At 67.4% G+C, this 19200-nt stretch carries 15 protein-coding genes; 6 read left to right on the plus strand and 9 right to left on the minus strand.

The features are described 5' to 3' along the window. Window positions 1–75: 75 nt before the first annotated feature. From ASG43_RS14025 to ASG43_RS14045, 5 genes are all read right to left on the minus strand, one after another. The gene (locus ASG43_RS14025) at window positions 76–1305 is read right to left on the minus strand and encodes an ABC transporter substrate-binding protein (protein ID WP_056506093.1); all 1230 of its coding nucleotides are present in this window, start codon (window positions 1303–1305) and stop codon (window positions 76–78) included. A 122-nt stretch (window positions 1306–1427) separates the two neighbouring features. Then, the gene (locus ASG43_RS14030; RefSeq protein ID WP_056506096.1) at window positions 1428–2471 is read right to left on the minus strand and encodes a substrate-binding domain-containing protein; all 1044 of its coding nucleotides are present in this window, start codon (window positions 2469–2471) and stop codon (window positions 1428–1430) included. Window positions 2472–2685: 214 nt separating this feature from the next. Next, on the minus strand, window positions 2686–3843 hold the full coding sequence (locus tag ASG43_RS14035) for an efflux RND transporter periplasmic adaptor subunit (protein WP_056506100.1): 1158 nt from the start codon (window positions 3841–3843) through the stop codon (window positions 2686–2688). Between the two features lie 16 nt (window positions 3844–3859). Beyond that, on the minus strand, window positions 3860–7000 hold the full coding sequence (locus ASG43_RS14040; RefSeq protein WP_056506104.1) for a multidrug efflux RND transporter permease subunit: 3141 nt from the start codon (window positions 6998–7000) through the stop codon (window positions 3860–3862). A 46-nt stretch (window positions 7001–7046) separates the two neighbouring features. Next, window positions 7047–7277, minus strand: coding sequence for a hypothetical protein (locus ASG43_RS14045; protein ID WP_056506107.1), 231 nt, complete (start codon window positions 7275–7277; stop codon window positions 7047–7049). A 175-nt stretch (window positions 7278–7452) separates the two neighbouring features. Here ASG43_RS14045 and ASG43_RS14050 point away from each other — a divergent pair, with 175 nt between their 5' ends. Next, window positions 7453–8055, plus strand: coding sequence for a TetR/AcrR family transcriptional regulator (locus tag ASG43_RS14050; RefSeq protein WP_082490912.1), 603 nt, complete (start codon window positions 7453–7455; stop codon window positions 8053–8055). Window positions 8056–8337: 282 nt separating this feature from the next. Here the strand turns inward: ASG43_RS14050 and iolE are convergent, their stop codons facing one another. The 4 genes from iolE to ASG43_RS14070 form a co-directional block, all read right to left on the minus strand. Then, window positions 8338–9240 carry a myo-inosose-2 dehydratase gene (gene iolE / locus ASG43_RS14055; protein WP_056506109.1) on the minus strand — a complete coding sequence of 301 codons (903 nt, stop codon included), beginning with the start codon at window positions 9238–9240 and terminating at the stop codon, window positions 8338–8340. Between the two features lie 41 nt (window positions 9241–9281). After that, entirely contained in the window at window positions 9282–11135 is a 1854-nt protein-coding gene (iolD, locus tag ASG43_RS14060) for a 3D-(3,5/4)-trihydroxycyclohexane-1,2-dione acylhydrolase (decyclizing) (RefSeq protein WP_056506112.1), read from the minus strand. 96 nt (window positions 11136–11231) lie between these two features. Next, window positions 11232–13154 carry a 5-dehydro-2-deoxygluconokinase gene (gene iolC, locus ASG43_RS14065; RefSeq protein WP_056506114.1) on the minus strand — a complete coding sequence of 641 codons (1923 nt, stop codon included), beginning with the start codon at window positions 13152–13154 and terminating at the stop codon, window positions 11232–11234. 128 nt (window positions 13155–13282) lie between these two features. Further along, complete coding sequence (locus ASG43_RS14070; RefSeq protein ID WP_056506117.1) at window positions 13283–14203, minus strand: LysR family transcriptional regulator; 921 nt, start codon at window positions 14201–14203, stop codon at window positions 13283–13285. 305 nt (window positions 14204–14508) lie between these two features. On the opposite strand from ASG43_RS14070, the gene ASG43_RS14075 reads away from it, so the two are divergent. The 5 genes from ASG43_RS14075 to ASG43_RS23595 are packed head-to-tail and all read left to right on the plus strand — an operon-like array spanning window position 14509 to window position 19196. Continuing rightward, window positions 14509–15717 carry an ABC transporter substrate-binding protein gene (locus ASG43_RS14075; RefSeq protein WP_056506120.1) on the plus strand — a complete coding sequence of 403 codons (1209 nt, stop codon included), beginning with the start codon at window positions 14509–14511 and terminating at the stop codon, window positions 15715–15717. 28 nt (window positions 15718–15745) lie between these two features. Next, window positions 15746–16576: an ABC transporter ATP-binding protein gene (locus tag ASG43_RS14080; RefSeq protein ID WP_056506124.1), complete on the plus strand. Its 831-nt coding sequence runs from the start codon at window positions 15746–15748 to the stop codon at window positions 16574–16576. A gap of 16 nt (window positions 16577–16592) precedes the next feature. Further along, on the plus strand, window positions 16593–17303 hold the full coding sequence (locus ASG43_RS14085) for an ABC transporter ATP-binding protein (RefSeq protein WP_200939516.1): 711 nt from the start codon (window positions 16593–16595) through the stop codon (window positions 17301–17303). Window positions 17304–17307: 4 nt separating this feature from the next. Further along, window positions 17308–18195 carry a branched-chain amino acid ABC transporter permease gene (locus ASG43_RS14090; protein WP_056506131.1) on the plus strand — a complete coding sequence of 296 codons (888 nt, stop codon included), beginning with the start codon at window positions 17308–17310 and terminating at the stop codon, window positions 18193–18195. Continuing rightward, a complete protein-coding gene (locus ASG43_RS23595; protein WP_056506134.1) occupies window positions 18192–19196 on the plus strand; it encodes a branched-chain amino acid ABC transporter permease in 1005 nt (334 codons plus the stop codon). Before ASG43_RS14090 ends, ASG43_RS23595 begins: the two co-directional genes overlap by 4 nt. Window positions 19197–19200 lie beyond the last annotated feature (4 nt).

Here is a 19200-nt window from a genome sequence, read left to right on the forward strand (position 1 = left end):
TCGAGATCGAAGGTCTCGGATCGAGAGCCGAAGCGCCAGATCGAGATCCGAAGCATCAGATCGAGATCCGAAACATCAGATCGAGATCTCGTACTGCTTGTTCTCGGTCGGGTTCGTCACGAGGTCGCAGACGGCCGCGGTGTCGAGCGGCTTGGCGTCCGGATAGGTCTCAAGGACGCTCCACTTGCGCGCCTTCACGTCGGCGAGGAAGGCGTTGCGCGTGACGTGATGGGTCGGATGGTCGATCGTGACCTTGCCGCTCGGCCCTTCGAAGGAAAGGCCCGTCTCCAGCGCCTCGATCACCGCCATGCGCTCGATCGTGCCGGCCTTCTTGACGCCCTCGACCCAGAGGTGGAAGCCCTCGTAGGTGCCGCAGGCGAGCTCGCTGATATAGGGAATGTCGGGCGACATCGTCTTGAGAGCGCCGACATAGGCCGTGCTGGCCGGCGTCGTCAGCTCCTCGAAATACCCGTAGGCGCCGATGACGCCCTCGCTCTCCGCCGCATCGAGGGTGGACGGCTCGTTGACGAGGCCGAAGGTGGTGGAGGCGATCGGGATCTGGCTCTTCATGCCGGCCGATGTCCATTGCCGGTAGAAGGCGGTGTGGTTGCCGCCGACGAGCGCGGAGAGGATGAGATCGGGTTTCGCCGCCTGGATCTTGGAAATGGTCGGGCCGAAATTGGTCACGTCCAGCGGGAAGAAGTCGACCGACAGCGTCTCGCCGCCATGATCCTTCACATATTTCTGCATCCACTTGGCGGTGATCTGGCCGTAATTGTAGTCGGCCGCGATGATGTAGACCTTCTTGCCGCTCTTCCCCATCGCATAGGGCACGAGCTTCTCGACGGTTTGAGCGGGCGTCGTGCCGGTGCAGAACGTGTTGCGGTCGCAGACGCCCCCTTCGTAGAGCGTGTTGTAGAAGTAGAGCGTGCGGAAGCGCGAGAAGGTCGGGCGCACCGCCTCGCGCGAGGCCGAGGTGATGCCGCCGTGGACGACCGCCACCTTGTCGCGCACGGCGAGTTGCTGGGCGTATTGCGAGTACATCTGGATGTTCGACTGGGTGTCGTAATGCACGAGCTTCAACGGTCGGCCGAGCAATCCTCCGGAAGCGTTCACCTCCGAAATGCCGAGCTCCAGACTCCTGACCATCGGCACGCCGGACGCCGCGATGGGGCCCGACTGGTCGTGCAGGGAGCCGACGAGGATCGGATCCTCGGCGAAGGCATTGCGGATGAAGGCAGGAGAGGCGAGTGCGGCGCCGGCCCAGGCAGACGTGCGAAGAAAGGAACGACGTGAGAAATCCATGATGGAGCGCCCCGAGAGCTAAGCCGAAGCCGGCAGACCTCATTAATTCACTCTACAATATTTCCCTTTGCAACGACTTTTTGCGGTGCAGCGTGCTTTTCGCACGCACATGCGAGCCTTGCTCAAAGCGTGGGCAAAACGGTGAACTCATAGCCGTCGACACGCGCAAAATGGATGCGCGGGCGTGCGCCGGTGACAGGAGCGCGCACGTCGCCGCGGGCGGTTCGGCTCTGGCAGGCGCGGCCGAGACCTTCGACGACGGCACTCGCCCGCGTCGAATCCGCAGCGCCCATCAGCGAGGCGAGGCAGTGCAGACCCTCGTAGCAGGACTGGCCGAAGGCGTTGGCGGGCGGCGCGCTGGCGCCGTGGAGGTCGTGATATTGTTCGAGGAACGCGCCGTTGTTCCGCGTGTCGAGGGCTTGGAAGTAAGCGGAGGAGACGTAGAGGTTCTCCGTCGCGTTCTCGTCCAGCCCGTAGACGATCGTCTCGTCCACCGCCGAGGTGAAGCGCAGGGTCCGGGCGGCAAGACCGGCCTCCGCGAAGGCCCGATGAAAGGCGACGGCTTCCGATCCGAGGAAATACGGCAGCACGACATCGGCTCTCTGGCGGGACATGGAGTCCAGAAGTCTCCCGAAATCCCGGTCGCCGAAGGCCATGTAGCGCTCGCCGACCACCGCGCTCCCGGCTTCGCGGATCAATGTCTTGGCGATGGCGAGGCTTTCCCGCGGCCAGACGTAATCGCTCCCGCACAGGAAGAAGCGCCGCGCGCCGCGTCGCTCCGCGAGCCAGCGGATGGCGGGCTCGAGAAGCTCGCGTGCGGTCTCGCCGGTCGTCACGACGCTGCGGTCGCGTTCGCACCCCTCGAATTGCGGCGTGTAGACGAAGGGCACGCGTCGATCGACCGCATCGCAGACCGGCCGGCGCGCGAAGCTGGGAAACATCCCGACGATGGCGTCGACCTCCTCGACCGCGACCGCCTCGTCCGCGGCATCGGCAGCGCTCCGGGCCGTCGATCCCGCGTCGATCGTCAGAAGCTCAACCGGCTGGCGCAGGATGCCCGATCCGCGATTGAGTTCCGAGACGGCAAGCTGCGCGCAGGCGACCGCCGACGGCGCCCAGAGGCCGCTCGGGCCCGTCTGCGGCACAAGGAGCCCGATCCGGATCATTCCGTCACCCTCCCAGGGACGACGCCGGGCGAAGCGGAACCGAAGGACGGGATCGAGAGCAGGAACACCGTTCGCATCCCAAACGACATGCAGGCTTCATGCCAACCCGGTCCGCGGCGTCGACGGCTCTGCCGTCAAGGCGAAAGCCGGGTGGGAGCGCGCGCAAGCCCTGCGGGCCGACGACGGACGGATGCCGGGCGTCCGCCGCGCCGCCTTATTTCGAGGCGACCGTCGCCGGCATCGGCTGGACGGGCATGCCCGCGCCGATCTTTTGGAGATTGCCCGTGATGATGCGGTCGCCTTCCGCGATGCCCTCTGCGACCACGAGGTCACCCTCGGACTGGCCGAGGGTCACGGCCTTCTGCTCGACCTTGTTGTCCTTGCCGATCACGTAGACATACTTGCCGAGCTGCCCGGAGCCGACCGCGACGCTCGGCACCATCAGGACGCCCGGCTCGTCGCGGATCTTGAGGCTCGCGCGGACATACTGTCCCGGCAGGAGCAGGAATGTCTTGTTGCGGATCGTCGCCCGCGCCGAGATCGTTCCGGTTTGCGGGTCCACCATGTTGTCGACGAAGCTGAGTTCGCCCTCGTGCTGGAGCCCGTCCACGCCGGGCAGCGTCACGGTCACGCTCACCGGCCCCTCCCCGCGCGCCTTGACGATCTCGGCGAGATCGCCTTCGCTCGGGTTGAAGGTCACGTAGATCGGATCGAGTTGCACGAGCGTGTTCAGCGCCATGCCGCCCGCGCCGATGAGCGTGCCGACCGGCGCCTTGTCGCGGCTGAGCCGCCCGGCGAAGGGCGCCCGGATCTCGGTATAGCCGAGGTTCAGCTCCGCCGAACGGATGGCGGCCCGGCTGATCGCGAGCGCGGCCTCCGCCTGGCGGCGCGTGCTGACGCGAAGGTCCGCCGTGTCCCGGGCGAGCGAGCCGCTCTGGACGAGCGAAGAAGAGCGCTCGGAGGTCGCCCTGGCATAGTCGAGCGCCGCGGCGTCCCGGTCGGCCACGGCGCTCGCCTGCGCCAGGGTCGCCTCGAAGTCGCGCGAATCGAGCCGGTAGAGAAGCGCGCCGGCCGCCACGTCCGCCCCGTCCGGAAACAGCTGTTCCGACACGAAGCCGCCGACCTTGGACTGCAGCGCGACGGAACGGATGGCCTCGGTGCGCGCGGCATAGTCGAGGACGACCGGAACCGTCTTCTTCACGACCGCGACTGTCGGCACGGGCATCGGCGGCGGGGCGGCGGGCGCGGCGACCGCCGGCGTCTCCGTGGCGGCCAGCGATGGGAGGGAGACACGGTTGCGCCAGGCCATGTCGGCGCCGATGCCGAGCACCACGACGACGCCGAGCGTCACGACGAACTTCACGAGTTTCATGGGGAGAACTCCAGCACTATTCCGCCGGAACGGCGTCGACGGCGTGGGAAGGGACGGGCGCGCGGCGCTCCCGCCAGCGCTCGATCAGGGCGTAGAAGACCGGGACGAAGAGCAGCGTGAGGATCGTCGCGGCGAGCATGCCGCCGAAGACGGTGGTGCCGATCGACTGCCGGCTCGCCGCGCCGGCGCCGGTCGCCCGGACCAGCGGCACGACGCCGAGGATGAAGGCGAAGGCCGTCATCAGGATCGGCCGCAGCCGCAGCCGCGCGGCGTCCTTGGCAGCCTCCACGATGGTGAGCCCCTCTTCGCGCCGCCGCTTGGCGAATTCCACGATCAGGATCGCGTTCTTGGCGGCGAGGCCGATCAGCATCACGAAGCCGATCTGCGAATAGACGTCGATCTGCAGCCCCCGCCATTGCAGCGCGGCCACCGCGCCGAACAGCGCGAGCGGCACGGCGAGAAGCACCATGAACGGCATCGACCAACTCTCGTACTGCGCCGCGAGGATCAGGAAGACGAAGACGAGGGCCAGTCCGAAGATGACGCTGGCGAGCGACCCCGCCTTCAACTCCTGGAAGGTGATGCCTGTCCATTCGAAGGTGAAGTCGCGCGGCAGCGCGACCGCGGCCGCCCGCTCCATCGCCACCACCGCGTCCGCCGAGGAATAGCCCGGCGCGGGGCCGCCGTTGATCAGGGCGGAAGCGTAGTTGTTGTAGTGCGGCACGGTCTCCGGACCGACGATCGGCTTCAGCGTGCCCAGGGTCGACAGCGGCACCATGCCGCCCTCCGCGTTGCGCACGTAGAGGCGCGACAGATCGGACGCATTGGCGCGCGCGGCCTGCTCGGCCTGCAGCGTCACGCGGAAGGTGCGACCGAAGAGGTTGAAGTCGTTGACGTAGAGCGATCCGAAGAAGATCTGCAGCGTGTTGAACACGTCGGGCAGGTCGAGCCCGAGGAGCTTGGTCTTGTTGCGGTCGAGATCGAAGTCGAACTGCGGCGTCGAGGTCGAGAAGGACGAAAAGAGCTGGTAGGGGTTCAGCTCCGGCTGCTGGCGCGCTTCCGCCAGGACCGCCTGGACCGCCTCGTTCAGCGCCACGCTGCCCCGCCCGGCGAGATCCTCCACCTGGAACTCGAAGCCGCCGGTGGCGCCGAGGCCGGGGATCGAGGGCGGGTCGAAGGACAGCGCGAAGGCGTCGGGGATCGCCATCAGCTTGCCGCGGACCTCCTCCACGATCCTCGAGGCGTTCTGTTCGGGGCCTCGCTCCTCCCAGGGCTTGAGGATCGCGAACTCGACCGCCGAATTCGACTGCGCCGCGCTCGTCAGGAAGTTCAACCCCGAGATCGAGCCGACGATCTCGACGCCGGGCGTGGCTTCCAGGATCTCGCGCACATCGCTCGCCACCTTGTCGGTGCGCTCCAGGGAGGCGCCGTCGGGCAGCTGGATCACGACGAAGAAATAACCCTGGTCCTCGACCGGCAGGAAGGTCGAGGGCAGCGTCTTCCAGATCTGGTAGGTTCCTCCGAGCGTCAGCGCGAAGGCGACGAGCACGACGACCCACCAGCGGATCAAGCCGCCGACGAGCCGCGCATAGGCGTGGCTCAGACGATCGAAGGCCGTGTTGAACCAGCGGAAGGCGAAGAACTTCACCTCCGGCCGGTGCTTGAGGAAGGCCGCGCTGAGCGCCGGGCTCAAAGTCAGGGAGTTGAAGGCCGAGATGCCGACCGAGATCGCGACCGTCAGCGCGAACTGGTTGTAGAGCCGGCCCGCGACGCCGGGAATGAACGCGACGGGGATGAACACGGCCATCAGCACGGCGGTCGTCGCGATGATGGGGCCCGTCACCTCCTTCATGGCGAGGCGCGTCGCCTCCATGGGGGGATGGCCGGCCTCCAGCTGCCGCTCGACGTTTTCCACGACCACGATCGCGTCGTCGACCACGAGGCCGATCGCGAGCACCATGCCGAGAAGGCTCAGCATGTTCAGAGAGAAGCCGAGCAATTCCATCACCACGAGCGTGGCGACGAGCGAGACGGGAATGGCGATAACGGGAATGAGCGTCGTGCGCCAGCTCTGCAGGAACACGAAGACGACGAGCACCACGAGCACGAGCGCCTCGCCGAGCGTCACCAGCACGTCGTGCATGGAGGCCGACACGAACCGCGTCGTGTCGTAATGCATGGCGTAGGCGATGCCCTTGGGAAAGCGCTCGGACAATTCCTCCATCTTCGCCTTCACGCTCGCCTGGAGATCCAGCGCGTTCGAGCCCGGCATCTGGTACACCGCGAGGATGACCGTCGGGTCCGTCCCGAAGAAGGCGGTGGAAGCGTATTGCAGCGAGCCGAGCTCGATCCGCGCGACGTCGCGCAGAAGGATCGCCGAGCCCGCCGCCGGATTGGCGCGAACGACGATCTCGCCGAACTCCGCGGGGTCGCTGAGACGGCCGACCGCGTTCACCTGCATCTCGAAGGGCGTGCCGGCGGGCGCGGGCGACTGGCCGATCTTGCCGGCCGCGACCTGCACGTTCTGCTCGGCGACCGCGCGCTGCACGTCGACGGCGGTGACGCCGAGATTGGCCATGCGGTCGGGATCGAGCCAGATCCGCATGGAATAGCGCCGCTCGCCGAAGATCTGGACGTCGCCGACGCCCGCCACCCGCTTCAGCGGATCCGCGACCTGGAGGAAGGCGTAGTTCGACAGCGCCACCGGATCGAGCGACCCGTCGGGCGAGGTGAGATTGACGATGAGCGCGAAGTTCGGATTCTGCTTTTTGACCGTCACGCCGCTCTGGTTGACGATCGCCGGCAAGGCGGAGGCCGCCTGCGAGACCCGGTTCTGTACGTCGACGGCCGCGATATCGAGGGAATAGCCGATCTCGAAGGTGACGGTGATGGTCGCCGAGCCGTCGTTCGAGCTCGACGAGGACATGTAGGTCATGCCCTGCACGCCGTTGATCTGCTGCTCCAGCGGCGTCGTCACCGTATCGGCGACGACCTGCGCGCCGGCGCCCGGATATTGCGCGGAGACCACGACCTGCGGCGGCGTGATGTCGGGAAACTGGGAGACGGGCAGCAGGAAGTAGCAGATGGCGCCCGCCAGGACCATGACGATGGCGATGGCGGACGCGAAGATCGGCCGACGCGTGAAGAAATCTACCATATCGGTTCCGATCGAATGGGATCTGTGTCGAGGGAGCCGGGACGGCTCAGCCCCAGACGGCCCGAGCCGCCGTCTCGCCGCTGCCGGCGCACAGGTGCGACCAACTGGAGCCACGACGCTCCTGCGGGGAAGCGGGACGGCGACCGTCGGCTTCCATCTTCAGGAGGCTGCGCCGAAGACGATGGGGATTGACGCCGTCGGCCAGCATCAGCGCCTTCACCGCGGGGTCGGCCAGGATCTCGTCGATCGTCGGCTCGTCATGCGCGCAGTTTGCCATGTCATCAACTCCCTGTGTCGGCCTCTTTCGCACGCTGCATCTTTGCAGCCAGTGCGTTACGGACCATCTGTCTTGAAACCCGACCTCTCGGGTGTTACAGGTCAGTACCACTGTTAAGTGACAGATCGGTAACATCCCGTCAAGAGGCGGCAGCCAACGGAGTTCGACAGCTGCAATGACCGACACCGCGCCCACCTCCGGCCGCCCGAAGGACCGCATTCTCGGGACGGCGCGATCCCTGTTCCGCCGATGCGGCATCCGAGGGACGGGTGTCGACGCGATCGCGGAGAGCGCGGGCACCAACAAGATGACGCTCTACCGGCATTTTCAGTCGAAGGACGCGCTGATCGTCGCCTGTCTCCAGGAAGCGGCTCACGATGCGGACGCGCTGTGGGACACGGTCGAGGGCTCCGCGCCCGGCAATCCGCGCGAGCAGCTGGAAACCTGGGTGCGACTCGTGGAGGGCTCCCTCCACGACAATCGGGGCTGCGAGGTCTCGAACGCGGCGGTCGAGCTTCCCGAGGCCTGCGACGTCGTCCGGCAGACCATCTCGGACTTCAAGCGCCTCCAGCGCGCCCGCCTCGCCAAGCTCTGCGAGGACGCCGGCATTCGGGAGGCCGAACGCCTTGCCGATACGCTCGGCCTGATGGTGGAGGGCGCGCGCGTCAGCCGTCAGGCGATGGGCGAAGACGGTCCCGGCAGCCGCTTCTCGGACTGCGCGCGGTCGGCCATCGACCATTTCGTTCTACAGAGCGCGCCCGCCGGCGGCACGCCCTGACGAGGACGTCTCTCAAGCTTTGAAACGACGAAGCCCTCGCCAGGACGAGGGCTTTTGCTTGTCGGGATGAGGCTTGGATTTACGCGAAGACGACGGCGCTCGACGGCGCCCCCCTCTGTCCTGCCGGACATCTGCCCCTCGAGGGGGAGATCGGCAGCTTCCAGGGGCGTCGGTCATTCTGAAATGCCGTCAACGAGACGGATCTCCCCCCTTGAGGGGGAGATGCCGGCGGGCAGAGGGGGGCGCCTCCCGCCGCCGGTCGACGTCCTCAGATCGTGACGCTCACCCGCGATCCAATCCCGCTTCCGCCGCGAAGCGCTTCAGCGAACGGTGGCCGAGCGATTGATAGTCCAGCGGATTGCGAACCGCCGAATCCTGCTCGGCCTCGATGACGAGCCAGCCTTGGTAGCCGTGCTCGGCCGCGACCTTCAGCACCGAAACGAAGTCCACCGCACCCTCCGCGTCGCCCGGCACCGTGAACACGCCGCGCCGCACACCCTCGAGGAAGGATAGATTCTCCGCCGCCACCTGTTTCGCGATGTCGGGGCGAACGTTCTTGGCATGGATGTGCCGGACGCGTCCCATGTGCTTGCGCGCGACCTCGGCCGGGTCCGAGCCGCCGAACCAGGCATGGCCGGTGTCGAGAAGCAGCTTCGTCGCCGGGCCGGTGTTCGCCATCAGAAGGTCGATCTCCTCGCCGGTCTGTACGATCGAGCCCATGTGATGGTGATAGACGAGCGCGATGCCCTGGATCGCGCAATAGGCGGCGAGCTGCTCCAGCTTGGCGCCGAAGCTCTTGAACGCATCGGGCGAAAGCGTCGGGCGGTCGCGCAGCACCGCCTTGGTGTCGTCCCCATGGATCGTGTTCGAGCACTCGCAGACGATGCAGACCTCCGACCCGTTGGCCGCGAGGAGATCGAGATGCGGCTGGATCGCCGCCTTTTCCGTCTCGATGTCGTTGACGAGAAGGTTGGTCGAGTGCCAGCCGGAGACGAAGACGAGGCCGTATTCGGCGAGCTTGGCCTTCAGTTCCTCCGGGTCGGAGGGCATGAGATGGCCCTTCTCGATGCCGTCGAAGCCGATGGTCCGGCAGTCGGAAAGGCAATCCTCGAGCGTCAGGTGCCCGCCGATGGAAAAATCGTCGTCGTTGGTCCAGGCGATGGGATTGGTGCCGTAGCGGATCATGGGATCGGGTCTTTCGAAGAGGGACGAAGGGGCGACGGGTGTCATCCGAGCCGCTGAGCCGTGCGCGCCTTCTCGTAGCCGCGGCGCGCCTCCAGCACCTGCTCTCGCGCCGAAACCTCCGGCACCGCGACGTCCCACCAGTGGCCGCCGGCCTCGGTGGTCGCGAGATGGTCGGTGTCGATGGCGATCAGAACCGGGCGGGTTTCCGATTTCGTCTCGGCGAGCGCGCGTTCGAGTTCCGCGATCGAGGCGACCTTGCGCGTCACCGCGCCCATCGCGCTCGCATGCGCGGCGAAGTCGATTTTCGGCAGGTCGACGTGATGGGCGTCGGTGAGCATGTTGTTGAAGTTCGCGCCGCCGGTGGCCATCTGGAGCCGGTTGATGCAGGCATAGCCGCCATTGTCGAGAAGGACGATCGTCAGCTTCGCTCCGATCATGACGGCGGAATAGATCTCCGAGTTCAGCATCATGTAGGAGCCGTCGCCGACCATCACGACGACGTCCGCGTCCGGCCGGGCGAGCTTCACGCCGAGGCCGCCGGCGATCTCGTAGCCCATGGTCGAGAACCCGTATTCCATGTGGTAGCCGCCGGGAGCCTCCGCCTGCCAGAGCTTGTGGAGCTCGCCCGGCAAGCCGCCCGCCGCGCAGACGAGGACGGTGTCCGGCCCGTTGCGGGCCCGGTGGATCGCGCCGATCACCTCGGCATCGGACGGCAGGACCGCATTGGTCGGCGCGATCGCCGCCTCGCTCGCCGCCATCCATTCGGCTTTGCCCGCCTTCGCCTTGTCGGTCCAGGCCGCATCCGTCCGGTAGGAGCCGAGGGCCGCCCTCAGCGCCTCGATCCCGACGCGGGCATCCGCGACGAGCGGCAGCGCCTCGTGCTTGCCGGCGTCGAAGGCCTGGACGTTCAGGCCGACGAGCCGGACGCCCTCGCCCTGGAAGAGCGCCCAGGAGCCCGTCGTGAAATCGGCGAGGCGCGTGCCGACGGCGAGAACGAGATCGGCCTCGGCGGCCAGCGCGTTCGAGGCCGAGGACCCGGTGACGCCGACCGCGCCCATGTTCAACGGATGCGAATGCGCCAGCGAGGACTTGCCGCCATGCGTCTCGGCGACGGGAATGCCGTGCGTCTCGGCGAAGGTCTTCAGCGCGTCCGTCGCCTGCGAATAGAGAACGCCGCCGCCGGCGATGACGATCGGGCGCTTGGCGGCCTTCAGGGCGGAAACGGCAGGGGCGAGCTCGTCCTCGTCGGGGCGGGCGCGGCGCGGCGTCCAGACCCTCTCATCGAAGAAGCTCTGGGGATAGTCGAAGGCCTCGGCCTGCACGTCCTGGCAGAGCGCGAGCGTCACCGGTCCGCACTCCGCGGGATCGGTCAGGACCTGCATGGCGCGGCGCAAAGCCGGCACGATCTGCTCGGGACGGGTGATCCGGTCGAAATAGCGCGAGACCGGCTTGAAGCAGTCGGTCGCCGAGACCGTGCCGTCGCCGAAATCCTCGACCTGCTGGAGCACGGGATCGGGCAGGCGGTTGGCGAAGACGTCGCCCGGCAGGAGCAGCACCGGCAGCCGGTTGGCATGGGCCATGGCCGCCGAGGTCACCATGTTCATGGCGCCCGGCCCAATCGAGGTCGTGCAGGCCATGAAGCGACGGCGGAAGCTCGCCTTGGCGAAGGCGACGGCCGCGTTCGCCATGCCCTGCTCGTTCTGCGCGCGGTAGGTCGTGATCTCGGCCCGGACGCCATGCAGCGCCTCGCCGAGGCCGGCGACGTTGCCATGGCCGAAAATCGCGAAGACGCCGCCGAAGATCGGCAGCTTTTCGCCATCGATCACCGTCATCTGCCGCGTCAGGAACCGGGCCACGGCCTGCGCCATGGTGAGACGCACCTGTGTTATCGTCATCGGATCGATCCTCCCAGCGGCCGCCTCCCGGCTCCGCTCCGGCGGCCTTCGGCCTGCCGCATCATGATATCCAGCGCAAGCGTTCCGGCGGGCCGGTCAGGCCGCGGCCGTGCGCCCCGCCTCGACCCAGGCATCGCAGAGCGTCCGGTAGCGCGCCGCCATGTCGGCGACGGCGGCGCGATCGTCGATCTCGCCGGCGAACCAGCGCCGGGCGGCCTCCACCCAGAGCGTCCGGCCGACCGCGAAGCCGCGCACGCTCTTCGACGTCCGCGCGGCGGCGAAGCCCTCGCGCAGCGCCTCCACCGGCGCTTCGAGCCCGAGCAGCAGCACGCCGCGGCAATAGGGATCCCGCGCCGCGATGACCGCGTCGATCGCGGCCCATGCGGCCTCGCTCGCCTGCGGCTCCAGCTTCCACCAGTCGGGCGTCAGACCCGCATCGTAAAGCTCGGTGAGGGCGCGAGAAATGGTGTCGTCGCCGAGCGCGCCGTTCTTGCCGGCGATGATCTCGATCAGGATCTCGCGGCCGACCTTGCGCGCGGCCTCGAAGGCGGCGCGGAGCTTCTCCACCTGCTCGGCCTTCAGGTCCGATGGGTCGTCCGGATGGTAGAAGCAGAGGACCTTGATGCAATGGTCCACCGGCCAGTCGATCAGCCGGGAGCCGAGATCCTGGCTGAACTCGAAGCGCAGCGGGCGCGAGCCCGGCAGCTCGATCGGCTTGCCGACCCAGAAGTCCGGCTCCCGCGCGGCGGAAAAGAGGGCGTCGCGGCCGTATTTGTCGTCGAGAAGCATGCCGTAGCCGGGCCGCTTCTCCGCAACCCGCGCCGCCGCCTCGACGGCCAGCACCTTGAACCTTGGAATGCGCTGCAGCTGCGCTGCGTCGCCGGCGGCGATGTCCTCGAGCTGCGAGCGGTGGTCGATCGCGAAGGCCATGAGATCGGGGATCGCGCGGCGCCGCGTCGTCGCCCAATGCACGTGGTTGATCGCGGCGTCCTTGCGCAGGGCGCGCTCCTGGGAGCCGTGCCGGAGGAAGTATTGCAGCTCCTCCCAGGTCGGGATTTCCGGCGCGCAGAGAAGGCGCGAGACCGCGAAGGCCCCGCAGGCATTCGCCCAGGTCGCGGACGTCGCGTGCGGCTCGCCCCGGAGCCAACCCCGCAGGAAGCCGGACAGGAAGGCGTCGCCTGCGCCGAGCACGTTGTAGACCTCGATCGGGAAGCCCCGGCCGACAATGCCCTCTTCGAGATCGGCCGGAATGTCACCCTCGTAGACGATGCAGCCCATCGGGCCGCGCTTCAGGACGATCGTCGCCCTCGAATGCCGGCGAATGGTCTTCAGCGCCGACACCAGATCCGTCTCGCCCGACGCGATGAGGACCTCCTCCTCCGTGCCGACGATGAGGTCGCAGTCGGCCAGAACGGTCCGCATGTGCGCCGAGACCGCCTCGGACGCGATGTAGCGGTTGTCGCCGGCATCGTGGCCGGCCAGCCCCCAGAGGTTCGGACGATAGTCGATGTCGAGCACGACACGCGCGCCGTTGGCCTTGGCGATCCGCATCGCCTTGCGCTGGGCCGCATCGGTGTTGGGCTTGGCGAAATGCGTGCCGGTGACGAGGACCGCCTTCGCGCGGCCGATGAAGGCCTCGTCGACATCGGCTTCGCACAGCGCCACGTCGGCGCAGTCGTGACGGTAGAAGAGCAGCGGAAAGGACGTGTCGCTTTCCACCGAGAGGATCGCGAGCGCCGTCAGACGCTCGGGATCGGTCGTGATCCCCGCGGTCTCGACGCCCTCGCGGATCAGCTGTTCGCGGATGAACCGGCCGAACTGTTCGTTGCCGACGCGCGTCAGAAGCGCCGAGCGCAGGCCGAGCCGCGCCGTTCCGACGGCGATGTTGGTGGGGCAGCCGCCGACGGATTTGGCGAAGCTCGCGACGTCCTCGAGCCGCGTGCCGATCTGCTGTCCGTAGAGATCGACCGAGGCGCGGCCGATCGTGACGATGTCCAGCTCTCCATCCGTCCGGTTCATGCGTTCCTCCTCGGGTGGACCTCGCGCGAAGCATCCGCACCCACCCTGTCGGCCGCATGAAACATAAAGAATGACGGTCGGTCAATGTAGAATTTTTGTTCTATTTCAGACATCGCGCTGTTCCCCTCTCACGCTCTCTGCCCGACCAACAGCGAGTCGCCCGAAAATGCCGCAGCGAAACCCTCCGCCTCCCGGCGCACGAAATCGGCCAGAACCCGGATGCGCGGCGCGCTGGCGAGATCCTCGTGGAAGCTCATCCAGTAATCGCGCTCGAGATGGATCGCTTCGGGAAGGATCGCGACGAGATCGGGATGCCGATGCGCGATGAAATGGGGCAGGATGCACAGGCCGAAGCCCGAAAGCGTCGCCTGCAGCTGGGCCTGGATGCTGGAGCTTTGATAGCCGGCGCGCATGCCCGGCAGGATCTCCTGGAGATAGTCGAGGCCCGGCGTGAAGATCATGTCCTCGACGTAGCCGATCAGGGGATGGCCCTTCGTCTCCGCCGCCGTCCCGATCGCTCCCTGCGCCGCGAGATAGCCGCGCGAGGCGTAGAGGAAGAGCCGATAGCGCGCGATGCGTTCGCTCGAATAGGGGCCACCCGTCGGAGCGCTGAGGGTGACGGACAGATCGGCCTCGCGCCGCGACAGGGAGACGATCTGCTGGAGCGTCACGAATTCGACCAGCAGTCCCGGATGGGACCGCGCGAAGCGCGGCAGGCGCTCGGCGAGGAAGAAATTGCCGAAACCCTCCGGCGTGGAGAGCCGCGCGACGCCGCGTGTCCACTCGCCCGAGCCGAGGATGGTCTCGCCGAAGCCCTCGACCTCGCGCTCCATCGCCTCGGCATGGCCGACCAGCCGCTCGCCGAGGATCGTCAGCGTGTAGCCGCGCGGCGAGCGCTCGAAGAGGCGCATGGCGAGCGCCTGCTCCAGCCGGTCGATCCGCCGCGACACGGTGACGTGGTTGGAGCGCAGCCGGCGCGCAGCGGCGGACAGTTGGCCCGTCCTCGCGACGGCGAGGAAATGCCGGAGATCGTCCCAGTCGAACCGCATGCCCCCGCCCCCGCCCCGCGTTGATCTGACCATTTTCGTACAGGACATGCACGAAAGATGCCATTCTGATGTGGCCGAGCCGATGTTAGCGTTCGCGTGTCGGCACGACCCGCTGGGAGGCGGAGCGGTGCGGATGGCTCGGGATTGCGTGCGACAGACACGCGCCGGGCCGGGAGGAGGATCGACGGCCACCCGCATCGCCTTATGCCCCGGTCGCGGACCGGCGCGGACCGGCGACGCGACGGGAGCCGTCCTGTCTCGTCCCGAAGCCTGATCGAACGATCCGACGACCTTGGGAGGACTTCATGAAACGTCTGGCAGCCGCGACCTTCGCCCTTCTCGCATCGACGGCCTTGCCCGCCGCCGCGCAGGAGGTCTCCGACGATGTCGTCAAGATCGGCATCCTGAACGACCAGTCCGGCGTCTACGCCGATTTCGGCGGACGCTGGTCTTTCGAAGCGGCCAAGATGGCGGTCGAGGATTTCGGCGGAACCGTGCTCGGCAAGCCGATCGAGGTGATCACGGCCGACCACCAGAACAAGCCCGACATCGCGTCCAACATTGCGCGCCAGTGGTACGACACCGAGAAGGTCGACACGATCATGGAGCTGACGACCTCCTCGGTCGCGCTCGCCGTGCAGGGCCTCTCCAAGGAGAAGAAGAAGATCGACATCGTCACCGGCGCGGCGACCACCGATCTGACCGGCAAGGCCTGCAGCCCCTACGGCTTCCACTGGGCCTACGACACGCATGCCCTGGCCGTCGGCACGGGCGGAGCCCTCGTCAAGCAGGGCGGCGACAGCTGGTTCTTCCTGACCGCGGACTATGCCTTCGGCTATTCGCTGGAGGAGCAGACCTCCAACTTCGTCAAGGCGAACGGCGGCCAGGTCCTCGGCTCGGTCCGCCACCCCCTGGCGAACACCGACTTCTCCTCGTTCCTCCTCCAGGCGCAGTCCTCGGGCGCCAAGGTGATCGGCATGGCCAATGCCGGCCTCGACACCGCCAATGCCGTGAAGCAGGCGGCCGAGTTCGGCATCGTGGCCGGCGGTCAGCGACTGGCCGCCCTCCTCTTCACGCTGGCCGAGGTCCATGGACTCGGGCTCGAAGCCGCGCAGGGCCTGTCGCTGACGGAGGGGTTCTACTGGGACCGCGACGACGAATCGCGCGCCTTCGCGCAGCGCTTCTTCGAGCGCACCCAGCGCATGCCGAACATGATCCAGGCCGGCACCTATTCCGCGGTCTCGCAGTACCTCAAGGCCATCGACAAGGCCAAGACCGACGCGACCGAGCCGGTCGCTGCCGCCCTGCACGAGATGCCGGTCGAGGACGTCTTCGCGCGCGGCGGCAAGGTCGCCAAGAACGGGCGCATGATCTACGACATGTACCTTCTCGAGGTGAAGACGCCGGCCGAGAGCACCAAGCCCTGGGATTACTTCAAGGTCCTCGCCACGGTTCCCGGCGATCAGGCCTATGTCGATCCCGCCAAGAGCGGCTGCTCGCTGGTCACGCCTTGATCCCTCGGTCGACGGGACGAGAGCGCCGATGAGTGCGACCCATCCCTCCGCGAACGCGGCCAAACACGGGCTCCCCCTCGCGGGGGCGTCCGGCCAGCCGCTCGCGCGCGGCGAAACCGTCCTGTCGTGCCGGGATCTCCGGCGCGACTTCGGCGGCTTCACCGCGGTGAAGGACGTCGATCTCGACGTGCGCCATGCCGAAGTCCACGCCCTGATCGGTCCGAACGGGGCGGGCAAGACGACCGTCTTCAACCTCCTGACGAAGTTCCTGCAGCCGACCGCGGGCACGATCACGCTGCTCGGCGAGGACGTGACGAAGACCCCGCCCGCAGCGGTCGCGAGGAAGGGCCTCGTGCGCTCCTTCCAGATCTCCGCGACCTTTCCCCATCTGACCATCCTCGAGAACGTGCGCGTCGCGCTGCAGCGGCAGAACGGGCTCGCCGTCCAGTTCTGGCGCTCGCTCTCCGTCCTCGACCGGCTCGACGCCCGCGCGATGGAGCTGATCGAGGCCGTCGGCCTCGCCGATGTCCGTCATCGTCCGGCGGCGAGCCTCTCCTACGGCCGCAAGCGCGTGCTCGAAATCGCGACGACGCTGGCGCTGGAGCCGAAGGTGCTTCTCCTCGACGAGCCGATGGCCGGCATGGGTCACGAGGACGTGGAGAAGGTGGCCGACATCATCCGCGAGGTGGCGAAAAGCCATGCCGTGCTGATGGTCGAGCACAATCTGAAGGTCGTCGCCGATCTCTGCGACCGCGTCACCGTTCTCCAGCGCGGCGAGATCCTGGCGGCCGGCGACTACCGGACGGTCGCCGCCGACGAGCGCGTGCGCACCGCCTATATGGGAACCGACCATGCGTGAGCCCGCGCCCTCCCCGATCGGCGGCCGGGCTCCCCTCCTCAGCCTTCGCGACGTCAAGGGCTGGTACGGCGAGAGCCTAGCGCTGCACGGCATCGATCTCGACATCTTTCCCGGCGAGACCGTGACGCTGGTCGGGCGCAACGGCGTCGGCAAGACGACGACGCTGCGCGCCGTGATGGGCCTTCTCTCCCGGCGCACCGGCACGATGCTCTTCGAGGGCCGCGATCTCCTGAAGGTCCCGCTCCATCGCACCGCCCATCTCGGCATCGGCTACGTGCCCGAGGAGCGCGGCATCTTCGCGAGCCTCACCGTGGAGGAAAATCTCCTCCTGCCTCCGATCGTCGCCCCCGGCGGCATGAGCGTGGAGGAGATCTATGCGCTGTTTCCGAACCTCAAGGAGCGGCGCGGCAGCGGCGGCACCCAGCTGTCCGGCGGCGAACAGCAGATGCTCGCCATCGCCCGCATCCTGCGCTCCGGCGTCAAGCTCCTCCTTCTCGACGAGCCGACGGAGGGACTCGCACCGGTGATCGTGCAGCGCATCGGCGAGATTCTCGAAGTCTTGAAGAGCCGGGGCATGACGGTGCTCCTGGTGGAACAGAACTTCCGCTTCGCGGCGCGGATCGCCGACCGCTTCTATCTCATGGACCACGGGCGCGTGCTCGACGGCTTTCCCGTCGGCGAACTGCCGGCCCGGATGGGCCAGCTGACCGAAACGCTGGGGGTTTGAAGCCATGACCATGGTGTTCGGAATTCCGATCCAGGCCTTTCTCGGCCAGCTCCTCGTCGGACTGATCAACGGCTCGTTCTACGCGATGCTGTCGCTCGGCCTCGCCATCATCTTCGGCCTCCTGCGCATCATCAACTTCGCGCATGGCGCGCAGTACATGCTGGGCGCCTTCGTCGGCTATCTCTTCCTGTCCGTGACCGGCCTCGGCTTCTGGCCCTCGCTGATCCTCGCTCCGCTCGTCGTCGGCCTGCTCGGCGCCCTCGTCGAGCGCGTGGCGCTCCGTCGGCTCTACGATCTCGATCCGCTCTATGGGCTGCTCTTCACCTTCGGCCTCGCGCTCGTGATCGAGGGCACGTTCCGCTACTATTACGGTGCGTCCGGCCAACCCTACGCGCCCCCCGCAGCCCTCGCCGGCGGCACCAATCTCGGCTTCATGTTCCTGCCGAACTATCGCGGCTTCATCGTCGCAGCCTCGCTCATCGTCTGCATCGCCACCTGGGCGCTGATCGAGAAGACACGGCTCGGCGCGACCCTGCGGGCGGCGACCGAGAACCCGTCTCTGGTGCGCGCCTTCGGCATCAACGTGCCCTTTCTCCTGACGCTGACCTACGGCATCGGCTCGGGGCTCGCGGGCCTCGCGGGCATCCTCGCCGCGCCGGTCTACCAGGTGAGCCCGCTGATGGGATCGAACATCATCATCGTCGTCTTCGCCGTCGTCGTGATCGGGGGAATGGGGTCGATCGGCGGGGCGATCGCGACAGGCTATCTCCTCGGCCTCTGCGAAGGGCTGACCAAGGTCTTCTATCCCGAAGCGTCCAACATCGTGGTCTTCGTCATCATGGCCATCGTCCTCCTCATCCGCCCGGCGGGCCTCTTCGGGAGAACGGCATGACGCCCGGCATCACCCTCGACAGGACCGCGGCTCCCGCGGCGGACGAGCGCGGAGGATCGAGGCCGCTGAAGCTCGTGCTCCTCGTCGCCGCGCTCGGCCTCCTTTCGGCCGCGCCCTTCTTCTTCTACCCGATCTTCCTCATGAAGATCCTCTGCTTCGCCCTCTTCGCGGCGGCCTTCAACCTTCTCCTCGGCTATACCGGCCTCCTCTCCTTCGGCCATGCCGCCTTCTTCGGCGGCGCCGCCTACGTCACGGCCTACACGGTCAAGGAATGGGGCGTGACGCCGGAGATCGGCGTTCTCTTCGGCGTTCTCGCGGCGGCCGGTCTCGGCCTCGTCATCGGCGCGCTCGCGATCCGACGCCAGGGCATCTACTTCGCCATGATCACGCTGGCGCTCTCGCAGATGGTCTTCTTCGCCTGCCTCCAGGCGCCCTTCACCGGCGGCGAGGACGGGTTGCAGGGCGTGCCGCGCGGCCGCTTCCTCGGTCTCGTCGATCTTTCCGACCCCATCGCCATGTATTTCTTCGTGGCGGGCGTCTTCCTCTTCGGCCTCTTCGCGGTCTACCGAATCGTCCACTCGCCCTTCGGCACGATCCTGCGCTCGATCCGCGAGAACGAGACCCGCGCGACCTCGCTCGGCTATTCCGTCGCCGCCTACAAGCTCGGCGCCTTCGTCATGTCGGCCGCGCTGGCGGGCCTTGCCGGCGGCGTGAAGGCGCTGGTGTTCCAGTTCGCGACGCTGACCGACGTCACCTGGCAGATGTCGGGCGAGGTCATCCTCATGACGCTTCTCGGCGGCATCGGCACGATGCTGGGGCCCGTCGTCGGCGCCGGTCTCGTCGTCGCCATCCAGAACAGCCTCGCCACCTCCGCCTTCCCCGTGACGGTGATCACCGGCCTCATCTTCATGGTCTGCGTGCTCCTCTTCCGGCGCGGCATCATCGGCGAGATCCTCGCCTCGCGGCTCGGGCGACGGCTCGGCGGATCGAACGGCGGTTGATCGC

Source organism: Aureimonas sp. Leaf454 (genome assembly GCF_001424685.1).
GTDB lineage: Bacteria > Pseudomonadota > Alphaproteobacteria > Rhizobiales > Rhizobiaceae > Plantimonas.

Bases quoted from the DNA above. Each gene is read 5' to 3' on its own strand.
- ASG43_RS14025 (WP_056506093.1), bottom strand. From the start codon at position 1,305: ATGGATTTCTCACGTCGTTCCTTTCTTCGCACGTCTGCCTGGGCCGGC.
- ASG43_RS14030 (WP_056506096.1), bottom strand. From the start codon at position 2,471: ATGATCCGGATCGGGCTCCTTGTGCCGCAGACGGGCCCGAGCGGCCTC.
- ASG43_RS14035 (WP_056506100.1), bottom strand. From the start codon at position 3,843: ATGAAACTCGTGAAGTTCGTCGTGACGCTCGGCGTCGTCGTGGTGCTC.
- ASG43_RS14040 (WP_056506104.1), bottom strand. From the start codon at position 7,000: ATGGTAGATTTCTTCACGCGTCGGCCGATCTTCGCGTCCGCCATCGCC.
- ASG43_RS14045 (WP_056506107.1), bottom strand. From the start codon at position 7,277: ATGGCAAACTGCGCGCATGACGAGCCGACGATCGACGAGATCCTGGCC.
- ASG43_RS14050 (WP_082490912.1), top strand. From the start codon at position 7,453: ATGACCGACACCGCGCCCACCTCCGGCCGCCCGAAGGACCGCATTCTC.
- iolE (WP_056506109.1), bottom strand. From the start codon at position 9,240: ATGATCCGCTACGGCACCAATCCCATCGCCTGGACCAACGACGACGAT.
- iolD (WP_056506112.1), bottom strand. From the start codon at position 11,135: ATGACGATAACACAGGTGCGTCTCACCATGGCGCAGGCCGTGGCCCGG.
- iolC (WP_056506114.1), bottom strand. From the start codon at position 13,154: ATGAACCGGACGGATGGAGAGCTGGACATCGTCACGATCGGCCGCGCC.
- ASG43_RS14070 (WP_056506117.1), bottom strand. From the start codon at position 14,203: ATGCGGTTCGACTGGGACGATCTCCGGCATTTCCTCGCCGTCGCGAGG.
- ASG43_RS14075 (WP_056506120.1), top strand. From the start codon at position 14,509: ATGAAACGTCTGGCAGCCGCGACCTTCGCCCTTCTCGCATCGACGGCC.
- ASG43_RS14080 (WP_056506124.1), top strand. From the start codon at position 15,746: ATGAGTGCGACCCATCCCTCCGCGAACGCGGCCAAACACGGGCTCCCC.
- ASG43_RS14090 (WP_056506131.1), top strand. From the start codon at position 17,308: ATGACCATGGTGTTCGGAATTCCGATCCAGGCCTTTCTCGGCCAGCTC.
- ASG43_RS23595 (WP_056506134.1), top strand. From the start codon at position 18,192: ATGACGCCCGGCATCACCCTCGACAGGACCGCGGCTCCCGCGGCGGAC.